The sequence below is a fragment of the Paraburkholderia sp. USG1 genome (genome assembly GCF_031570135.1).
In the GTDB taxonomy this organism is placed as follows: domain Bacteria; phylum Pseudomonadota; class Gammaproteobacteria; order Burkholderiales; family Burkholderiaceae; genus Paraburkholderia; species Paraburkholderia dioscoreae.
In genome coordinates, this window is sequence record NZ_JAMWXW010000014.1 from 116,126 (window position 1) to 132,714 (window position 16,589).

Annotated in this window: 16 protein-coding genes; 3 read left to right on the forward strand and 13 right to left on the reverse strand. The window is 62.9% G+C overall.

Annotated elements, in window-relative coordinates; genetic code table 11:
* Positions 1–67 precede the first annotated feature (67 nt).
* The 3 genes from guaA to guaB all read right to left on the reverse strand — a co-directional run bounded on the left by guaA (position 68) and on the right by guaB (position 4,051).
* Positions 68–1,651, reverse strand: a complete 1,584-nt coding sequence (gene guaA, locus NE850_RS19875; protein ID WP_007181457.1) for a glutamine-hydrolyzing GMP synthase — start codon at positions 1,649–1,651, stop codon at positions 68–70.
* Positions 1,652–1,855: 204 nt separating this feature from the next.
* Positions 1,856–2,584, reverse strand: coding sequence for a hypothetical protein (locus NE850_RS19880; protein WP_007181456.1), 729 nt, complete (start codon positions 2,582–2,584; stop codon positions 1,856–1,858).
* A gap of 6 nt (positions 2,585–2,590) precedes the next feature.
* Positions 2,591–4,051 carry an IMP dehydrogenase gene (gene guaB / locus NE850_RS19885; protein ID WP_007181455.1) on the reverse strand — a complete coding sequence of 487 codons (1,461 nt, stop codon included), beginning with the start codon at positions 4,049–4,051 and terminating at the stop codon, positions 2,591–2,593.
* A 269-nt stretch (positions 4,052–4,320) separates the two neighbouring features.
* Between guaB and NE850_RS19890 the strand changes: the two genes are divergently transcribed.
* Positions 4,321–5,298 carry a DMT family transporter gene (locus NE850_RS19890; RefSeq protein ID WP_007181454.1) on the forward strand — a complete coding sequence of 326 codons (978 nt, stop codon included), beginning with the start codon at positions 4,321–4,323 and terminating at the stop codon, positions 5,296–5,298.
* 118 nt (positions 5,299–5,416) lie between these two features.
* On the opposite strand, the gene NE850_RS19895 is transcribed toward NE850_RS19890, so the two are convergent.
* Both NE850_RS19895 and NE850_RS19900 read right to left on the reverse strand, forming a co-directional pair.
* Positions 5,417–5,749, reverse strand: a complete 333-nt coding sequence (locus tag NE850_RS19895) for an RnfH family protein (protein ID WP_007181453.1) — start codon at positions 5,747–5,749, stop codon at positions 5,417–5,419.
* Positions 5,746–6,183: a type II toxin-antitoxin system RatA family toxin gene (locus NE850_RS19900; protein WP_007181452.1), complete on the reverse strand. Its 438-nt coding sequence runs from the start codon at positions 6,181–6,183 to the stop codon at positions 5,746–5,748. The genes NE850_RS19895 and NE850_RS19900 overlap by 4 nt, the downstream gene beginning before the upstream one ends.
* A 100-nt stretch (positions 6,184–6,283) precedes the next feature.
* Here NE850_RS19900 and smpB point away from each other — a divergent pair, with 100 nt between their 5' ends.
* Positions 6,284–6,730 carry an SsrA-binding protein SmpB gene (gene smpB, locus NE850_RS19905; RefSeq protein ID WP_007181451.1) on the forward strand — a complete coding sequence of 149 codons (447 nt, stop codon included), beginning with the start codon at positions 6,284–6,286 and terminating at the stop codon, positions 6,728–6,730.
* Positions 6,731–6,893: 163 nt separating this feature from the next.
* Here the strand turns inward: smpB and NE850_RS19910 are convergent, their stop codons facing one another.
* The 3 genes from NE850_RS19910 to ppsA all read right to left on the reverse strand — a co-directional run bounded on the left by NE850_RS19910 (position 6,894) and on the right by ppsA (position 10,901).
* Positions 6,894–7,826: an SPFH domain-containing protein gene (locus NE850_RS19910; RefSeq protein WP_007181450.1), complete on the reverse strand. Its 933-nt coding sequence runs from the start codon at positions 7,824–7,826 to the stop codon at positions 6,894–6,896.
* Positions 7,827–7,874: 48 nt separating this feature from the next.
* Positions 7,875–8,330, reverse strand: coding sequence for an NfeD family protein (locus tag NE850_RS19915; RefSeq protein ID WP_007181449.1), 456 nt, complete (start codon positions 8,328–8,330; stop codon positions 7,875–7,877).
* A 168-nt stretch (positions 8,331–8,498) separates the two neighbouring features.
* Complete coding sequence (ppsA, locus tag NE850_RS19920; RefSeq protein ID WP_007181448.1) at positions 8,499–10,901, reverse strand: phosphoenolpyruvate synthase; 2,403 nt, start codon at positions 10,899–10,901, stop codon at positions 8,499–8,501.
* Positions 10,902–11,433: 532 nt separating this feature from the next.
* Between ppsA and NE850_RS19925 the strand changes: the two genes are divergently transcribed.
* A complete protein-coding gene (locus NE850_RS19925) occupies positions 11,434–12,249 on the forward strand; it encodes a pyruvate, water dikinase regulatory protein (protein ID WP_007181447.1) in 816 nt (271 codons plus the stop codon).
* 74 nt (positions 12,250–12,323) lie between these two features.
* On the opposite strand, the gene NE850_RS19930 is transcribed toward NE850_RS19925, so the two are convergent.
* The 5 genes from NE850_RS19930 to fabZ all read right to left on the reverse strand — a co-directional run bounded on the left by NE850_RS19930 (position 12,324) and on the right by fabZ (position 16,462).
* Complete coding sequence (locus tag NE850_RS19930) at positions 12,324–13,109, reverse strand: RNA methyltransferase (protein ID WP_007181446.1); 786 nt, start codon at positions 13,107–13,109, stop codon at positions 12,324–12,326.
* An 85-nt stretch (positions 13,110–13,194) separates the two neighbouring features.
* Positions 13,195–13,938 (reverse strand): ribonuclease HII, encoded by a 744-nt coding sequence (gene rnhB, locus NE850_RS19935; RefSeq protein ID WP_007181445.1) that lies wholly within the window; start codon positions 13,936–13,938, stop codon positions 13,195–13,197.
* A complete protein-coding gene (gene lpxB, locus NE850_RS19940) occupies positions 13,935–15,104 on the reverse strand; it encodes a lipid-A-disaccharide synthase (protein WP_007181444.1) in 1,170 nt (389 codons plus the stop codon). Before lpxB ends, rnhB begins: the two co-directional genes overlap by 4 nt.
* A gap of 3 nt (positions 15,105–15,107) precedes the next feature.
* Positions 15,108–15,896, reverse strand: a complete 789-nt coding sequence (gene lpxA, locus NE850_RS19945; protein ID WP_007181443.1) for an acyl-ACP--UDP-N-acetylglucosamine O-acyltransferase — start codon at positions 15,894–15,896, stop codon at positions 15,108–15,110.
* Between the two features lie 101 nt (positions 15,897–15,997).
* Positions 15,998–16,462: a 3-hydroxyacyl-ACP dehydratase FabZ gene (gene fabZ / locus NE850_RS19950; protein ID WP_006048683.1), complete on the reverse strand. Its 465-nt coding sequence runs from the start codon at positions 16,460–16,462 to the stop codon at positions 15,998–16,000.
* Positions 16,463–16,589 lie beyond the last annotated feature (127 nt).

The following is a 16,589-nucleotide window of genomic DNA, read 5'->3' on the forward strand; positions in this document are numbered from 1 at the left end:
GAATCGGGCACGCGTGATTTATTGACTATCGCAAGATCTTGGTTAAAAAGGGGATTTCAAGAATTCCTTACTCCCACTCGATTGTCGCCGGCGGCTTCCCCGAAATGTCATACACCACCCGGTTGATCCCGCGCACTTCATTGATGATCCGGTTCGACACATGCCCCAGCAACTCATGCGGCAGATGCGCCCAATGCGCAGTCATGAAGTCCAGCGTCTGCACGGCACGCAGCGCGACAACATACTCATAAGTCCGCCCATCACCCATCACCCCAACGCTCTTCACCGGCAGAAACACCGCGAACGCCTGGCTCGTCAGATCGTACCAGGACTTGCCGGTTTCCTTGTCGATGAAAGTCCGCAGCGTCTCGATGAAAATCGCGTCCGCGCGACGCAGAAGATCCGCGAAATCGCGCTTCACTTCGCCGAGAATCCGCACGCCCAGACCCGGGCCCGGGAACGGATGGCGGTACACCATGGCCGGCGGCAAACCGAGCTTGACGCCGAGTTCGCGCACTTCGTCCTTGAACAGTTCGCGCAGCGGCTCGAGCAGCTTCAGGTTCAGCGTCTCAGGCAGGCCGCCCACGTTGTGGTGGCTCTTGATGGTCTGCGTGGCTTTCTTGCCCTTGCCGGCCGATTCGATCACGTCCGGATAGATCGTGCCTTGCGCCAGCCACTTCGCATCGGTCAGCTTGCCGGCTTCGGTCTGGAACACCTCGACGAATTCCGCGCCGATGATCTTGCGCTTCGCCTCCGGATCGGTCACACCGGCCAGCTTGCGCAGGAACACTTCGCTCGCGTCGACGTGAATCACCTTCACGCCCAGGTGGTCCGCGAAGGTCGCCATCACCTGCTCGGCTTCGTTCAGGCGCAACAGGCCATGATCGACGAACACGCAGGTCAGCTGATCGCCGATCGCGCGATGCAGCAGCGCCGCCGCCACCGACGAATCCACGCCGCCCGAGAGCCCCAGAATCACGTGTTCCTGACCGACCTGCTCGCGGATCTTCGCGACGGCTTCGTCGATATAGTGGCCCATTTCCCAATCCGGCTGCGCGCCGCAGATCTTCAGCACGAAGCGTTCGAGCATGGCGCGGCCCTGCACAGTGTGCGTGACTTCCGGGTGCCATTGCAGGCCGTAAAAATGGCGCTTTTCGTCGGCCATCGCGGCGATCGGGCACGATTCCGTCGACGCCATCAGCGCGAAGCCCGGCGGCATTTCCAGCACCTTGTCGCCGTGGCTCATCCACACCTTCAACATGCCGTGGCCTTCCGCCGTGGTGAAATCGCTGATGCCTTCGAGCAGGCTCGTGTGGTTACGCGCGCGCACTTCGGCATAACCGAACTCGCGCAGGTGGCCGATATCGACCTTGCCGCCCAGCTGCTCGGCCATCGCCTGCATGCCGTAGCAGATGCCGAGCACCGGCACGCCGAGTTCGAACACGGCCTGCGGCACGCGCGGCGTGTCCGTTTCAGTGACCGAGCTCGGGCCGCCGGAAAGGATCACGCCCTTCGGCGCGAAGTCGCGAATGAACGACGCATCGACGTCGTACGGATGAATTTCCGAATACACGTTGGCTTCGCGAACGCGACGTGCAATCAGTTGGGTGACTTGCGAACCGAAGTCGAGGATCAGAATCTTGTCGTGCATGGCAGCGGACGGAGTCAAAGAGTAAGCGGATACGGAATGCCGCGCACAGCGCGCGGCGTTGAATTCAAAGCGGTCCACGTGGGGACATTGGAGCGTGAAGCGTAACGATGCAGCGCCGTCGCGCAAGCGCCGCCGCAGCCAGTAGCTCGCGGCGAGCGCAAACGGAATCCGGTAGCTTCGGCAAACGGCGTGGCGCGCGGCGCGTCAGCCATGAAACGGCGGCCGGGGCGCGTTGGCGGCGCCATCGCGGGCTTCGTCCCGCGCAGCTGCGGCTTCCGCCCGCGCTGCGCGTTCGGAATCCGTCAGACCGGCTTCGTCGGCCACCGGATGAAGCGGCGCCGCTGCAACAGGACTGGCGGGACTGACTGGACGCGTAACCGGCACGACGGGCTCAACCACCGGCTCGGCGTGATAGACCGGAAAGCCCGCTGTCACGCGGCCCGGCTCGCGCCGGTTGGCCGCGTCTTTCGCCGCGTCTTTGGCAGCCTGTTTTTCGGCGCGCTCCGCGGCTGCGGCTTCAACCAGCCGCACCTTTTCACGCCGCCGCACCGCGCCCGACAACCGCACGCCGCCCAGACCGATCACCAGCAAGACGACACCCGTCAGCACCGCGACGATCTGACCGAAACCGGTCAGCGCCGGCGTATGCAAACCGAGCAGCCACACCAGCATCAGCAGGCCGGTCAGCCAGTTCACATGGCCGACCACTCGCGCAACCGCGGTCGTCAGCGCGCCGTCGATCGACGCGTGCAGAGCCAGCCACGCGAGCCCGATCAGCGCCACGCCGAACCCCTGGCCGACCAGAGCCGGCTGGGTCTGCACCAGAAGCAGCGCGTTGTACAACGAAGTCCACGGCGTCAGCAGAAAAAGCAGGCCGAACGCAAGCAACAGCAAGGCATCGAGGATGAGTACACCGCGCAGCAATGGCTTCATTAGCGTTTAGTCCACGTGGTAGTTGGGCGCTTCCTTGGTGATCTGCACATCATGCACGTGCGACTCGCGCAAGCCCGCGCCCGTGATCTGCACGAACTCGGCCTTGTCGTTCATCTCGGCGATGGTGCGGCAGCCGCAGTAGCCCATGCTGGCGCGCACGCCGCCGATCAGCTGGAACAGGATCGCGTTGACCGAGCCCTTGTAGGCGACGCGGCCTTCGATACCTTCCGGCACCAGCTTGTCGATGTTCGCCGAGTTGTCCTGGAAGTAGCGATCCGCAGCGCCGTCTTTCATCGCGCCGACCGAGCCCATGCCGCGGTACGACTTGTACTGGCGGCCCTGGAACAGGAACACGTCGCCCGGCGCTTCTTCGGTGCCGGCGAACATGCTGCCCATCATCACGGCGTTCGCGCCGGCGGCCAGCGCCTTGCTGACGTCGCCGGAGAAACGCACGCCGCCGTCGGCGATGACCGGCACGCCCGTGCCCTTCAGCGCTTCGGAAACATTCGAGATCGCGGTGACTTGCGGCACGCCCACACCGGCAACGATCCGCGTCGTGCAGATCGAGCCCGGGCCGATACCGACCTTCACGCCGTCTGCGCCATATTCGACGAGCGCCTTGGCCGCCGCCGCGGTGGCGATGTTGCCGCCAATCACTTCGACCCGCGGGAAGTTCTGCTTGACCCACTTGACGCGCTCGAGCACGCCTTTGCTATGGCCATGCGCCGTGTCGACGACGATCACGTCCACACCGGCCTGCACCAGCAGTTCCACGCGCTCTTCGTTGTCTTCGCCCACGCCGACCGCCGCGCCTGCGCGCAGCTTGCCGTGCTCGTCTTTACAGGCGTCCGGGTGTTCGGTCTGCTTGGTGATGTCCTTAACCGTCATCAGGCCGCGCAGTTCGAATGCGTCGTTGATCACCAGCACGCGTTCGAGGCGGTGGCTGTGCATCAGCGCCTTGGCTTCGGCAAGCGACGTGCCTTCCTTGACGGTGACGAGGCGCTCGCGCGGCGTCATGATGTTGCGCACCGGTTCGTCCAGGCGCTCCTCGAATCGCAAGTCGCGGTTCGTGACGATACCCACCAGCTGCGCGCCTTCGACGACCGGGAAGCCCGAAATGCCATGCTGGCGCGACAGTGCGATCACGTCGCGCACCTTCATTTGCGGCGGCACGGTGATCGGATCACGTACCACGCCCGATTCGAAGCGCTTCACCTTGGCGACTTCACGCGCCTGTTCGGCCGGCGTGAGATTCTTGTGGATGATGCCCACGCCACCCATTTGCGCCATTGCGATGGCAAGGCGGGCTTCAGTGACCGTGTCCATCGCGGCGGACACGAGCGGCATATTCAGGGAAATGTTGCGGGTCAGCCGGGTCTTGAGGCTGGTGTCGCGCGGCAGAACATCGGAGAAAGCCGGGACGAGGAGCACGTCATCGAACGTGAGTGCTGTTTGGATCAGACGCATGGCAAATCCTATAGGCGCAAAAGCGAATTATACGCGATACCTCCCTGGTTTTCACTGCACTAACAGCAGCTTAGCGAATTTCGGGTAGTTTTTTCGCGCCGCCGGGCCGCCTGAATTTCGCTTGCCTGTTCGCCTCGGGTTCGATCCGGTTTCGTTTGCGCGTTCGGGTGCAACGAGGTGTTGTCGCGCCGGAATGCAGAATCAAACAAGACGCCGAGGCCGCCGACCGGCTATTCTGCCGACCATTCCAGTTTTCGCAGGAGCAGTCGATGCAGCGCGGTGTGGCATATGGAGTTCTGGCCGGAGCCCTGTGGGGCATGGTTTTTCTGGTGCCGCGCGTGCTGCCCGATTTTTCGCCGCTGCTGCTGTGCGCCGGCCGCTACACGATGTACGGCGCCGTCTCGCTGGCCGCCGCGCTGCCTATGGCGCGCTCGCTCGTCAAACGCTTGACCCGCGAGGATCTCGGCGCGCTGGTGAAGCTGGCGCTGGCCGGCAACCTCCTCTACTACCTCCTGTTGACAGCGGCCGTCCACCTGATCGGCATCGCGCCGGCGTCGCTGATCGTCGGCGTGCTGCCCGTCACGGTGACACTGCTCGGCCGGCGCGACCACGGCGCGGTGCCGCTCGCCCGCCTCGTCTGGCCGCTCGCGATGGTGATGGCGGGCATCGTCTGCATCAATATCGACGTGTTTACGGTCGCCGACAGCACGCCGGTAAGCGTTGCCACCAAGCTGCTCGGCCTCGCCTGCGCGGTCGGCGCGCTGGGCTGCTGGACATGGTTCGCGGTCGAAAACGCCCGCTACCTGCAGCGCCAGACGCATTTCAGCGGCAACGAGTGGTCGGTTCTGTGGGGTGTGGTGACCGGCGCGCTCGGCGCGGCGTTGTGGCTCGTGGTTGCCATGCTGCCGGCGGGCGGCCCACAAGGCGAGCTGGCCGATGGCCGCTGGCATAGCTTCTGGATGCTCAATCTGGGCCTCGCGATCGGCGCGTCGTGGCTCGGCAACGGGCTGTGGAATGCCGCATCGAAACGGCTGCCGCTGACGCTCTCCGGCCAGATGATCGTGTTCGAGACGCTGTTCGCGCTGCTTTATGCATTCATTTATGACGAGCGCATGCCGCGGCCGCTTGAACTGGCGGCGATTCTGCTGCTGGTGGCCGGCGTGTGCTGGTCGGTGCGCCGGCATGCGGACGACGATACGGACGGGGCGACACGAATCAAGGACAAGCCGCAAGTGTCGGCGCCTTGAGGCGAAGTGCCGCCGGGGTTGCCTGAGGGCGCGCTGCCCGCCTCTTCGGCGCAACGGGCACGGCGGGCGCGCGGGAGCAGCGGATCGTTGCGGCTTCCGCCCGCCTGTTCAAGTCCGCCTACCGCGAATCCCTGTTCAGCCAGCGGCGCCCTTCGATCGAGCCCGCCTTGCGGGTCTTCTCGACACGTCGCTGGCGCGATACCTTGGGATCGACCAGTAGCGGCCGGTAGATTTCCACCCGGTCGTGATCGTTCAGCACCGCGTCGAGCGGCTTGAGCTTGCCGAACACCCCCACTTTCTGCGTGCCCAGGTCGATCTGCGGGAAACGCCGCAAGATGCCGCTCGCGTCCAGCGCCTGCTGCAGCGTGGCGCCTTCCGGCAACTCCACGGCAATCAGCGCCTGCTCGCCAGCCGACGCGTAGCAGACTTCAATCGACAAGCGCGCGCTCATGCCTTACCGTAGCGCTGGTCGGCGCGCTTCACGAACGACTCGACGAAGGTGTTGGCAATGTGATTGAACACCGGCCCAATGATCTTCTCGAGAATGATGTTGGTGAATTCGTAGTGCAGCGCAAATTCGATCTTGCAGGCGTCGGCGCGCAGCGGCGTGAAGCGCCAGAAACCGGTGAACTTGCGAAACGGGCCGTCCGCGAACTCCATATCGATGCGCGTGGGCCGTTCCATGCTGTTACGCGTGGCGAAGTGCTGCTTGATGCCCTTGAAATTGATATCGATCCTTGCCTCCATGCCGGCTTCGTCCCGGCGGCGGATTTCGACGCCGCCGCACCAGGGCAGGAAGTTGGGGTAATCGGCGACGTCGGTGACGAGGTCGAACATCTGTTCCGCCGAATGGCGGATCAACACGGTTTTCTGGACATCTGCCATAAATTGAACAGCGCGTGGCAAGGGTGGACAAGCGCAGCGGGCTTTCCTTGCCCCGCTTTGCTAAAATCGTGATTTTAAACGAGTTGGGCACTTTCCATTCATGAGCATCATCGACAACAGAAAGGCCTTCTACGACTACTCGGTCGAAGAACGCTATGAAGCAGGGCTCGTGCTCGAAGGATGGGAGGTCAAGGCGCTGCGCGCCGGGCGCGGCCAGATCAAGGAAGGTTATGTGGTCATCCGCAATAACGAACTGTTCCTGATCGGCACGCACATCAGCCCGTTGCCCGAAGCCTCGACCCATATCAACCCCGACCCGGTGCGCACGCGCAAGCTGCTCCTGCATAGCGAGGAAATCAGCAAACTGATCGGCAAGGTCGAGCAGCGCGGCTACACACTCGTGCCGCTGAACTTCCACTACAAGGGCGGCCGCGTCAAATGCGAGATCGGTCTGGCCAAGGGCAAGAAGCAGCACGACAAACGTGAGACCGAAAAGAAGCGCGATTGGGAACGTGAGAAAGCGCGCCTGATGCGCTCGCCGAGTTAAGCGGCGGTTCGGACTTGATGCTGCGGCTCAGGCCGCACAGACGCTGCGCGGATATGTCGCGCTTCATTCGTCGCCAACGCGCGGCAACGAACCTGCAAGCACACAAATGAAATTGGCCCGCACAGTCTGCGGGCCATTTCTTTTTCCAGCAGCCAGAACACGCTCAGCGCATGTCGGTCGTGCCCTTCCCTTTGCTCACGATCGTCAGCGCCGAGGCGATCATCGAACTCATGTCCGCAAGGTTGCCAGGCACGATCAATGTGGTGCCCTGCTTCGCCAGGTTGCCAAACGCGTTCACATATTGTTCGGCCACCTTCAGGTTGACCGCTTCCATCCCGCCGTTCGACTGGATCGCAGCCGCGATTTTCTGAATCGCCTGCGAATTGGCCTCGGCCACGGCCAGAATCGCCGACGCCTGACCCTGCGCCTGATTGATCGCTGCCTGCCGCTCGCCTTCCGACTTCTGGATCGCCGCCTCACGGCCGCCGGACGCGATATTGATCTGTTCCTGCTTGCGCCCTTCCGACGCCGCGATCAGCGCGCGCTTTTCCCGCTCGGCGGTGATCTGCGCCTGCATGGCGTGGAGAATCTCCTTGGGCGGCGTCAGATCCTTGATCTCGTAGCGCAGCACCTTCACGCCCCAGTTCGACGCCGCTTCGTCGAGCGACGACACGATGCTGTGATTGATGAAGTCGCGCTCCTCGAAGGTCTTGTCGAGTTCGAGTTTGCCGATCACCGAGCGCAGCGTGGTTTGCGACAGCTGCGTGATCGCGAACACGAAATTGCTCGACCCGTACGACGCCTTCATGGGATCGGTAACCTGAAAGTACAGCACGCCGTCCACCTGCAACTGCGTGTTGTCGCGCGTGATACAGACCTGGCTCGGCACCTCGAGCGGAATTTCCTTGAGAATGTGCTTATAAGCGATCCGGTCGACAAACGGAAACGCGAAGCTCAGTCCCGGCGTCAGCGTACGGTGATAGCGGCCGAGCCGCTCCAGAACCCACGCATGCTGTTGCGGCACGATCTTGATGATCTGCGCCGCCAGTACGATCACGATGATCAGTAGCACCGCCCCGACGATGGTCGAATCCATTACTGTCCTCCGGTCCCTGGTTGGAATAGTTGTGTGCTGCGAGAGAGCTCAGGCCGTGGTGGCCCGTCTGGTTGAATGGCGGGCCGCCACGACGACGAGGCAACTGCCACGCAATTCCGTGATTTCGTAAAGCTGCGCGTCTTCGGGCTCGCCCGCGGCCAGTTCGACGTCCCATGCCGCGCCGCGATAATCGGCGCGCGCCCGGCGCTCATGCCAGGCCGGCACGGTGAGCGTCTGACCGATGTCGAGATTGACGTCGGGGTTACGCGACGCCTCCTTGCGCGTTCTGCGGCCAAACCGCGAACGCCTGAGCAGCAGCACCGCCGCCAGCGCAACCACGGCCGCGGTGGCGAACTGAACGTCGGCCGCGGCGCCCGCGAGGTGCGCGATGGCGGCCGCCACGCAGCCGAGCGCGATCATCAATAGATAGAACGTGCCGCTCAGCAACTCCAGCACGACCAGCACGCCCGCCCCGATCCACCAGAACAATCCACCTGGCGCCACGTCGACCTCCACAAAGCAAAACACCCCGGATCTACCGGGGTGTTTATAGCACGAAGCGGGTGCATTTTAACGGGCGGCGCAGTACGGTTTAACGTGCATGAGGCTCACGTTTGAAATACCGCATCGCGCGTTATGCATGCCGCTTAGGAAACGGCATGCTGCCTCGCTTTACTTCGTCGATTTCGCCAGTTGCTGCCACGTCTCGATGATCGTATCCGGGTTCAGCGAGATCGACTTGATGCCTTCATCGGTCAGCCATTGCGCAAAGTCCGGATGATCCGACGGGCCCTGGCCGCAGATACCGACGTACTTGTCCAGTCGCAGACATGTGTCGATCGCGCGCTTCAACAGGAACTTGACCGCCGGATCGCGCTCGTCGAAATCCACCGCCAGCAGTTCCATGCCCGAGTCGCGGTCGAGGCCGAGCGTGAGTTGCGTCAGGTCGTTCGAGCCGATCGAGAAACCGTCGAAGAACTGCAGGAATTCTTCAGCGAGAATCGCGTTCGACGGCACTTCGCACATCATGATCAGGCGCAGGCCGTTCTCGCCGCGCTTCAGGCCGTACTTGGCCAGCAGCCCGACCACGCGCTCCGCCTGCTTCAGCGTACGCACGAACGGCACCATGATCTCGACGTTGTCGAGGCCCATCTCTTCACGCACTTTCTTCAGCGCGATGCATTCCATCTGGAACGCTTCGGCGAAGTCTTCGGCGATGTAGCGCGACGCGCCACGGAAACCGAGCATCGGGTTTTCTTCGTCCGGCTCGTAGCGCGAACCGCCGATCAGCTTCTTGTACTCGTTCGACTTGAAGTCCGACAGACGCACGATCACGGGCTTCGGATAGAACGCCGCCGCGATGGTTGCGATACCTTCGGTCAGCTTGTCGACGTAGAACGCGCGCGGCGATGCGTGACCGCGAGCGACGCTTTCCACCGCCTTCTTCAGATCCTGATCGATGTTCGGGTACTCGAGAATCGCCTTCGGGTGAACGCCGATGTTGTTGTTGATGATGAACTCGAGCCGCGCGAGACCCACGCCTGCGTTCGGCAGTTGCGAGAAGTCGAAAGCCAGTTGCGGGTTGCCGACGTTCATCATGATCTTCACCGGAATCGGCGGCAGTTCGCCGCGCTGCACTTCGGTGATTTCAGTTTCGAGCAGGCCGTCGTAGATCTTGCCTTCGTCGCCTTCCGCGCACGATACCGTAACCAGCGCGCCTTCCTTCAGCACGTCGGTCGCGTCGCCGCAGCCGACCACCGCCGGCACGCCCAGCTCACGCGCGATGATCGCCGCGTGGCAGGTGCGCCCGCCGCGGTTCGTGACGATTGCCGACGCACGCTTCATGACCGGTTCCCAGTTCGGGTCGGTCATGTCGGCGACCAGCACGTCGCCCGGCTGCACACGGTCCATTTCCGACGGATCGTGAATCACGCGCACCGGACCCGCGCCGATCTTCTGACCGATCGCGCGGCCCGTGGCCAGCACGTTCGATTGGCCCTTCAGCTTGAAGCGCTGCTCGGCCTTGCCGGCCGCCTGGCTCTTCACCGTTTCCGGACGCGCCTGCAGAATGAAGATCTTGCCGTCGCGACCGTCTTTGCCCCACTCGATGTCCATCGGACGCTCGTAGTGCTTTTCGATGATGACCGCGTATTTCGCCAGTTCGATCACGTCTTCGTCCGTGATCGAGAAGCGGTTGCGCTGCTCGTGCGACACGTCGACGGTCTTCACGCGGCCTTCTTCGCCCGCCTTGGTGAATTCCATCTTGATCAGCTTCGAGCCGATCGAGCGGCGGATGATCGGGTACTTGCCTTGCGCGAGCGTCGTCTTGTAGACGTAGAACTCGTCCGGATTCACCGCGCCTTGCACCACGGTTTCGCCGAGACCGTAGCTCGACGTGATGAAGACTGCGTCCTTGAAACCCGACTCGGTGTCCAGCGTGAACATCACGCCGGCCGCGCCCACGTCCGAGCGCACCATGCGCTGCACGCCCGCCGACAGCGCGACTTCAGCGTGAGTGAAGCCCTTGTGGACGCGATACGAGATTGCGCGGTCGTTGTACAGCGACGCGAACACGTGCTTCATGCGATCGAGCACGTCGTCGATGCCGACCACGTTGAGATAGCTTTCCTGCTGACCCGCGAACGAAGCGTCCGGCAAGTCTTCGGCCGTTGCCGAGGAACGAACGGCGAACGACAACTCTTCAGGCGAGCTGTTTTGCAGGGTGTCGAAACCCGCGCGGATATCAGCCTCGAGTTGCGGCTGCAGCGGCGCCTCGACGATCCATTGACGGATCTCCTTGCCCGCTTCGGCGAGCGATTTCACGTCGTCGACGTCGAGCGTTTCGAGACGTTTGGCGATGCGTTCGGTCAGATTGTTGTGATTCAGGAAGTCACGGAAAGCCAGCGCCGTGGTAGCGAAACCGGTCGGCACGCGCACGCCGGCTTCGGCGAGCTGACTGATCATCTCACCAAGCGACGCGTTCTTGCCGCCGACAATCTCCACATCGGTCATCCGCAACTGCTCGAACGGAACTACATACGCCTTATCCTTTGCGACGGTAACTGCGTTAGTCATACAAGCCCCTAAGTGTGAAAGAAATTCACGGCTGTGCAAGTGGGCTCGAACGCGAGACGCCCATTGGAAGCGTGACCTCGCGTCTTGCACAACCTGTTGGAGAAGCAATCGCTGCAAATTGCCAGAAGCGCCAGAAGCACGACGAAGAAAGCGAATGGACGAATTTACCGATCGATCCACCACGTTCGCCGCAACTTCGCGACTAAAATACCGGCCGAAAGCGAGGCGTTGAACGACCGTTCACGGTGAGTTAGACGCCAATCGCCTGCAATTGCTTATCCAACAGGTTGCCGCTATTCTACCGTGCCGACTCTCGAAATGTGACTGTCGGACGAGAATTGCGCCTCGAATCGCGCCCCGGACCGTCCGGCGGCCTCTTGCGAGGCTCCGCCGCCATCCGGGCGCAGTTGCGGTGCCCACGGCGCGCTGATTGCACGCCGCTGCAGTCTCCGGTCAGCCACCGGGCAGCGGCGTGAATGCAGCGATGTTTCTTTCGAGCTTTTTTTCCCGCTCACGTTCCCCAACCCCACTGATGCCGCCCACCGTATTCATCGTTTCCGACGGTACCGGGATCACTGCCGAAACCTTCGCGCATTCGATCCTCTCCCAGTTCGACCAGAAATTCCGCCTGGTTCGCGTGCCTTTCGTCGATTCGACGGAAAAAGCGTATGTCACGCTCGAAAAGATCAACGAAGCCGTCCTGCAGGACGGCCGCCGCCCGATCGTCTTCACGACGCTGGTGGACAGCGCGTCGAATCAGATCGTCAAAGGCTCGAATGCGCTCGTGCTCGACATGTTTCAAACCTTTGTCGAGCCGCTCGAACAGGAACTGGAACTGAAGTCGAGCCATGCAATGGGCCGCGGCCACCAGAATGCGGACACCGAGGAGTACAAGAACCGGATCGAGGCGATCAATTTCTCACTCGCTCACGACGACGGTCAATCGAACCGCAATCTGGCCGATGCCGACGTGATTCTGGTCGGCGTATCGCGCAGCGGCAAGACGCCAACGAGCCTCTATCTGGCCATGCAGTATGGCGTGAAAGCGGCTAACTATCCGCTGATTCCGGAAGATTTCGAGCGCGGCAAATTGCCCACGCCGCTATTGGCGCATCGGCAGAAAATGTTCGGGTTATCGATCGATCCGCAGCGGCTTTCCGAGATTCGCAACGAACGCCGGCCCGGCAGCAAGTACGCCGCACCGGAGAATTGCCGCTACGAGATCAACGAAGCTGAAGCGATGATGCGGCGTGAAGGGATCAAGTGGCTGTCGTCGACACACAAGTCGATCGAAGAAATCGCGACGACGATTCTGCAGGAAATCAGACTGGACCGCGCGGCCTATTGAGCCGCTGCATAAGGCAGGCGGCCTGAAGAAGAGACGCGCGCGGCAGCGCCCGCGCGCGTGTCAAGAAAACGGTGTCAACCACGCCCACGCTGCTGGCGGCACTGCTCGAACACACACACGGCCGCCGCAGCCGCTACATTCAGCGACTCCATGCCGCCCGGCTGGGGAATCGTCACCCGCAACGAGACCGCATCGCGCCAGATCTGCGAGACGCCCGCCCCTTCGTTGCCGAACACCCACGCGAGCGGTCCGCTCAGATCGCAGTCGTAGATCGCCTCGGCGCCGTGCGAATCCGTAATGACGATCGGCGCCGCGAGCCGTTCGATCAACGCCTGCGCTTCCACGTCCTCGTGAATCTGCAGCAGGAAATGCGCGCCCATACCCGAGCGCAGGACTTTCGACGACCACGCGTACGCCGTGCCCGGCGCGCAGAACACTTGCTGAATGCCCGCGGCCGCCGCGCTGCGCAGAATCGAGCCGACGTTGCCCGCGTCCTGCACGCCGTCGAGCACGAGGCAGGTTTGAGCGACCTCGTCGGGCAGCGGCGTATCGAGCTTTTCGACCAGCAGCAGAATACCCACTCCGTGCACGACATTCGACAACTGACCGAATAACGCATCCGGCAGCGTCACGAGCCGATGATCCTCGATGCGCGACACGATCGCCTGCGCTTCGTCATGGCGCAGCGCGCCGTCGGTGACGATGCACATTTCCGGCTGCCCGGCCACGTCGAGATACGCACTCGCGAGATGAAACCCTTCGAGCAGCGCATGGCCGCTCTTGCGCTGTTGATGCGTCGAGCCGGCCAATGCCTTCAGACGTTTATAGAGCGGATTGTCCCGCGAGGTGATGGCTTTCACAGGCAGCGAAGGCAGTGAGAATATAGGGAAAGGGGTGCCGCTACGGCTAGCTGCATGTGGCGCTCATAGAGCGCTCCTGCAATGTTTATACGCCGCCGGGTTCGCCGAAGGCATCGTCGTCGAGCATCGCGCCGGGGACCACGATCACGTCGCCTGCCGGCAACCTCACGCCCGTGCCGAAGCGCAGATGCGCTTCACGCACCGGCGCGAACGACCGCCGATGGTGCTCACAAGGCCCATGTTCGCGCAGTGCCGCAAGATGTTGCGGCGTGCCGTAACCGGCATGCGCATTGAAGCCGTAGACGGGGTGCGTCTGGTGCAATTCGAGCAGCATCCGGTCACGTGTGACCTTGGCAAGAATCGAGGCCGCCGAGATGCTTTTGACGAGCGCGTCGCCACCGATCACCGCCTCGCTGCGAACGCTCAGCGTCGGACAGCGATTGCCGTCGATCTTCACGAGCGTCGGCACGACAGACAGACCTTCCACCGCACGCTTCATGGCCAGCATGGTGGCGTGCAGGATATTGAGCGAATCGATTTCTTCAACCGATGCCGAAGCGATGCAGTAAGCCAGCGCCCGGTCGACGATCTTGTCGTACAGTTCGTCGCGCTTTTTCGCGCTCAGTACTTTGGAATCGTCGAGGCCGCGAATCATCGGCTTCGACGGATCGAAAATCACTGCCGCGGCCACGACCGGGCCGGCGAGCGGCCCGCGCCCCGCTTCGTCGACGCCGCAGACAATGTCGTGCGGCGTCTCGAAGTTCAGGCCGACCTGCTGCGCCGACGCTCCGGCAACGGTCTTGCGGCGAGGCGTGCGTGCGCTGGTCACGGCCGCGCCTTCCGCTTTTCGATGACGCTCGCCACGACTTCCGCCGCGCGCTGCGCGGTGTTCTGCTTCAGCACGTGATGCATCTCCGTGAAGATTTCCGTCAGCGTGCGCCGGTTGTTCTCGTCGCGCAACTGTTTCAGCGTAGCTTCGGCCAGTGCCTGGGGCGTGGCGAAGTGCTGCAGGATCTCGGGCACCACGAAGCGCCCCGCCAGGATATTCGGCAGCCCGACATAGGGCAGATAGCCCTGGCGGCGCATGATCTGGCCGGTCAGCCAGGGCACCTTGTACGAGATCACCATCGGCTTTTTCAGCAGTGCGGCTTCCAGCGTCACGGTGCCGCTCTTCACGAGGATCGCGTCAGCCGCGGTCATGGCGAGTTGCGACTGGCCGTCGGTAATCGTCAGCGCGAGACCGGGGTGCGAATCCACCAGTGGCCGCAGCATCTCGCGCAGTGTCGGCGTAGCCGCCGGCATCACGAAGCGCACACCCGGCTCCTGGTGCTGCATCATCTCCATCGCGGCGAAGAACGTCGGGCCGATCAGATCGATCTCCGAGCGCCGGCTGCCCGGCAGCACCGCGATGATCGGGCCTTCTTCCGCGAGACCCAGCGCCCGGCGCGCGCCGAGCGTGTCCGGTACGAGCGGAATCTCATCGGCAAGCGGATGGCCGACGTACGATGCCGCGACGCCCGCCTTTTCCAGCAGCGCCGTTTCGAACGGGAACACGCACAGCATGTGGTCGACGGCCTTGGCGATCTTCTTGATGCGCCCGCCGCGCCAAGCCCAGATGGACGGGCATACGAAGTGAACAGTCGGAATCCCCGCGTCACGCAACGGATGCTCGAGCCCGAAGTTGAAATCGGGCGCATCCACGCCCACGAACACCGAGGGCGGCTCGGCCAGCAACTGGCGCTTCAGTTCGTTGCGAATGCCAAGGATTTCAGGAATGTGCTTCAGCGCTTCGACATAGCCGCGCACCGTGAGCTTTTCCATCGGGAAGTGGGCGTCGAAGCCCGTGGCGATCATGCGCGGACCGCCGATCCCGTAGTACTGGGTGCCGGCCGGCAAACGGCTCGCGAGGCCGTCGAGCAGCGAGGCCGCCAGCAGGTCGCCGGACGGCTCGCCGGCCACCATCGCCACCCGCAGTGGACTGGGTTGCAATGCCATCGGTTAGCGGATGATGCCGCGTTGCGACGCTTCGACGAACGCGAGCAGTGTCTGCACCGGTTCGTCACCGTCGCCGCCGGCGGACGCGAGTTCACCCAACTGCACCTTCGCCTCTTCTAGCGACAGGCCGTTCTTGTACAGCACGCGATAAGCCGCGCGCAACGCCGAGATCGCGTCCGGCGAGAAGCCGCGGCGGCGCAAACCTTCCACGTTGATGCCGTGCGGTTCGGCCTTGTTGCCGGCGGCGATCACGAACGGCGGAATGTCCTGCACCAGCGCCGATGCGCCGCCCAGCATGGAATGCGCGCCGATGCGCACGAACTGGTGGACGCCCGACATGCCGCCGACGATCGCGTGGTCGCCGATCGTGACATGGCCGGCCATCTGCGCATTGCTCGACAGAATGACGTTGTTGCCGACATGGCAATCGTGCCCGATGTGCACGTACGCCATGATCCAGTTGTCGTCGCCGAGTGTGGTGACGCCCGCGTCCTGCACCGTGCCGGTGTGGATCGTGGTGAACTCGCGGATCGTGTTGCGGCTGCCGATCACGAGCCGGGTCGGCTCGTCCTTGTACTTCATGTCCTGCGGACGGCCGCCGACCGATGCGTAGTGGCCGATCCGGTTGTCTTCGCCGAGCGTGGTGTGACCTTCGATCACGCTGTGCGAACCGACCGTGGTGCGCGCACCGATCGTCACATGCGCGCCGATCACGGCGTACGGTCCGACTTCGACGGATTCGTCGAGTTTTGCGCCCGGTTCGACGATCGCAGTGGGATGAATCCTGCTCATGCGTCCTCGCTTCTGATTCTGTTGCGTTGTCTGGGTGGGCATCTGGCGGAGCGGTTAGCGCGTGTGTCACGCCGCTGACCGCCGGGACGCTGACTCAAGCGTCAAGCGTCCTTGTCCGTGTGCCGCACCGCGCACATCAGGTCGGCTTCCGCCGCTACTACGCCATCCACTTCGGCGCGCGCCTTGAACTTCCAGATGCCGCGCATATGACGCTCGAACGTGCAGTTCAGGATCAGCTGATCGCCCGGTTCCACCACGCGCTTGAAGCGCGCATTGTCGATGCCGACGAACAGATACAGCGTGTTCGACGGGTCGCTCGGCTCTTCCGAAAACGTCAGCAAAGCCGCCGTTTGCGCGAGCGCTTCGAGAATCAGCACGCCCGGCATGACCGGACGGGTCGGAAAGTGGCCCTGGAAATACGGTTCGTTGATCGACACGTTCTTCAACGCTTTTATGCTCTTGTGCGGCTCAAGTTCGAGCACCCGGTCCACCAGCAGGATCGGGTAACGGTGTGGCAGCAGCGTGAGAATCTTATGAATGTCGAGATTGATTTTTTCGGTGCTCATGGTGTTTCTACTCACGCATTGACTGCGCGATGATGACTGCGGATGCTGGTGCAGGTGGGTTGATAACGCATGCTGCCGGCGCTCGCCATGACCCGGCGGCCGTGCCACCCGGTCACGGCAACCGACT

What these genes read in the sequence shown, in the direction of transcription:
- smpB (WP_007181451.1), top strand. Translation starts at nt 6,284, where the DNA reads ATGAGCATCATCGACAACAGAAAGGCCTTCTACGACTACTCGGTCGAA.
- NE850_RS19880 (WP_007181456.1), bottom strand. Translation starts at nt 2,584, where the DNA reads ATGAAGCCATTGCTGCGCGGTGTACTCATCCTCGATGCCTTGCTGTTG.
- lpxA (WP_007181443.1), bottom strand. Translation starts at nt 15,896, where the DNA reads ATGAGCAGGATTCATCCCACTGCGATCGTCGAACCGGGCGCAAAACTC.
- fabZ (WP_006048683.1), bottom strand. Translation starts at nt 16,462, where the DNA reads ATGAGCACCGAAAAAATCAATCTCGACATTCATAAGATTCTCACGCTG.
- NE850_RS19895 (WP_007181453.1), bottom strand. Translation starts at nt 5,749, where the DNA reads ATGAGCGCGCGCTTGTCGATTGAAGTCTGCTACGCGTCGGCTGGCGAG.
- NE850_RS19900 (WP_007181452.1), bottom strand. Translation starts at nt 6,183, where the DNA reads ATGGCAGATGTCCAGAAAACCGTGTTGATCCGCCATTCGGCGGAACAG.
- guaB (WP_007181455.1), bottom strand. Translation starts at nt 4,051, where the DNA reads ATGCGTCTGATCCAAACAGCACTCACGTTCGATGACGTGCTCCTCGTC.
- NE850_RS19925 (WP_007181447.1), top strand. Translation starts at nt 11,434, where the DNA reads ATGCCGCCCACCGTATTCATCGTTTCCGACGGTACCGGGATCACTGCC.
- ppsA (WP_007181448.1), bottom strand. Translation starts at nt 10,901, where the DNA reads ATGACTAACGCAGTTACCGTCGCAAAGGATAAGGCGTATGTAGTTCCG.
- lpxB (WP_007181444.1), bottom strand. Translation starts at nt 15,104, where the DNA reads ATGGCATTGCAACCCAGTCCACTGCGGGTGGCGATGGTGGCCGGCGAG.
- guaA (WP_007181457.1), bottom strand. Translation starts at nt 1,651, where the DNA reads ATGCACGACAAGATTCTGATCCTCGACTTCGGTTCGCAAGTCACCCAA.
- NE850_RS19910 (WP_007181450.1), bottom strand. Translation starts at nt 7,826, where the DNA reads ATGGATTCGACCATCGTCGGGGCGGTGCTACTGATCATCGTGATCGTA.
- NE850_RS19890 (WP_007181454.1), top strand. Translation starts at nt 4,321, where the DNA reads ATGCAGCGCGGTGTGGCATATGGAGTTCTGGCCGGAGCCCTGTGGGGC.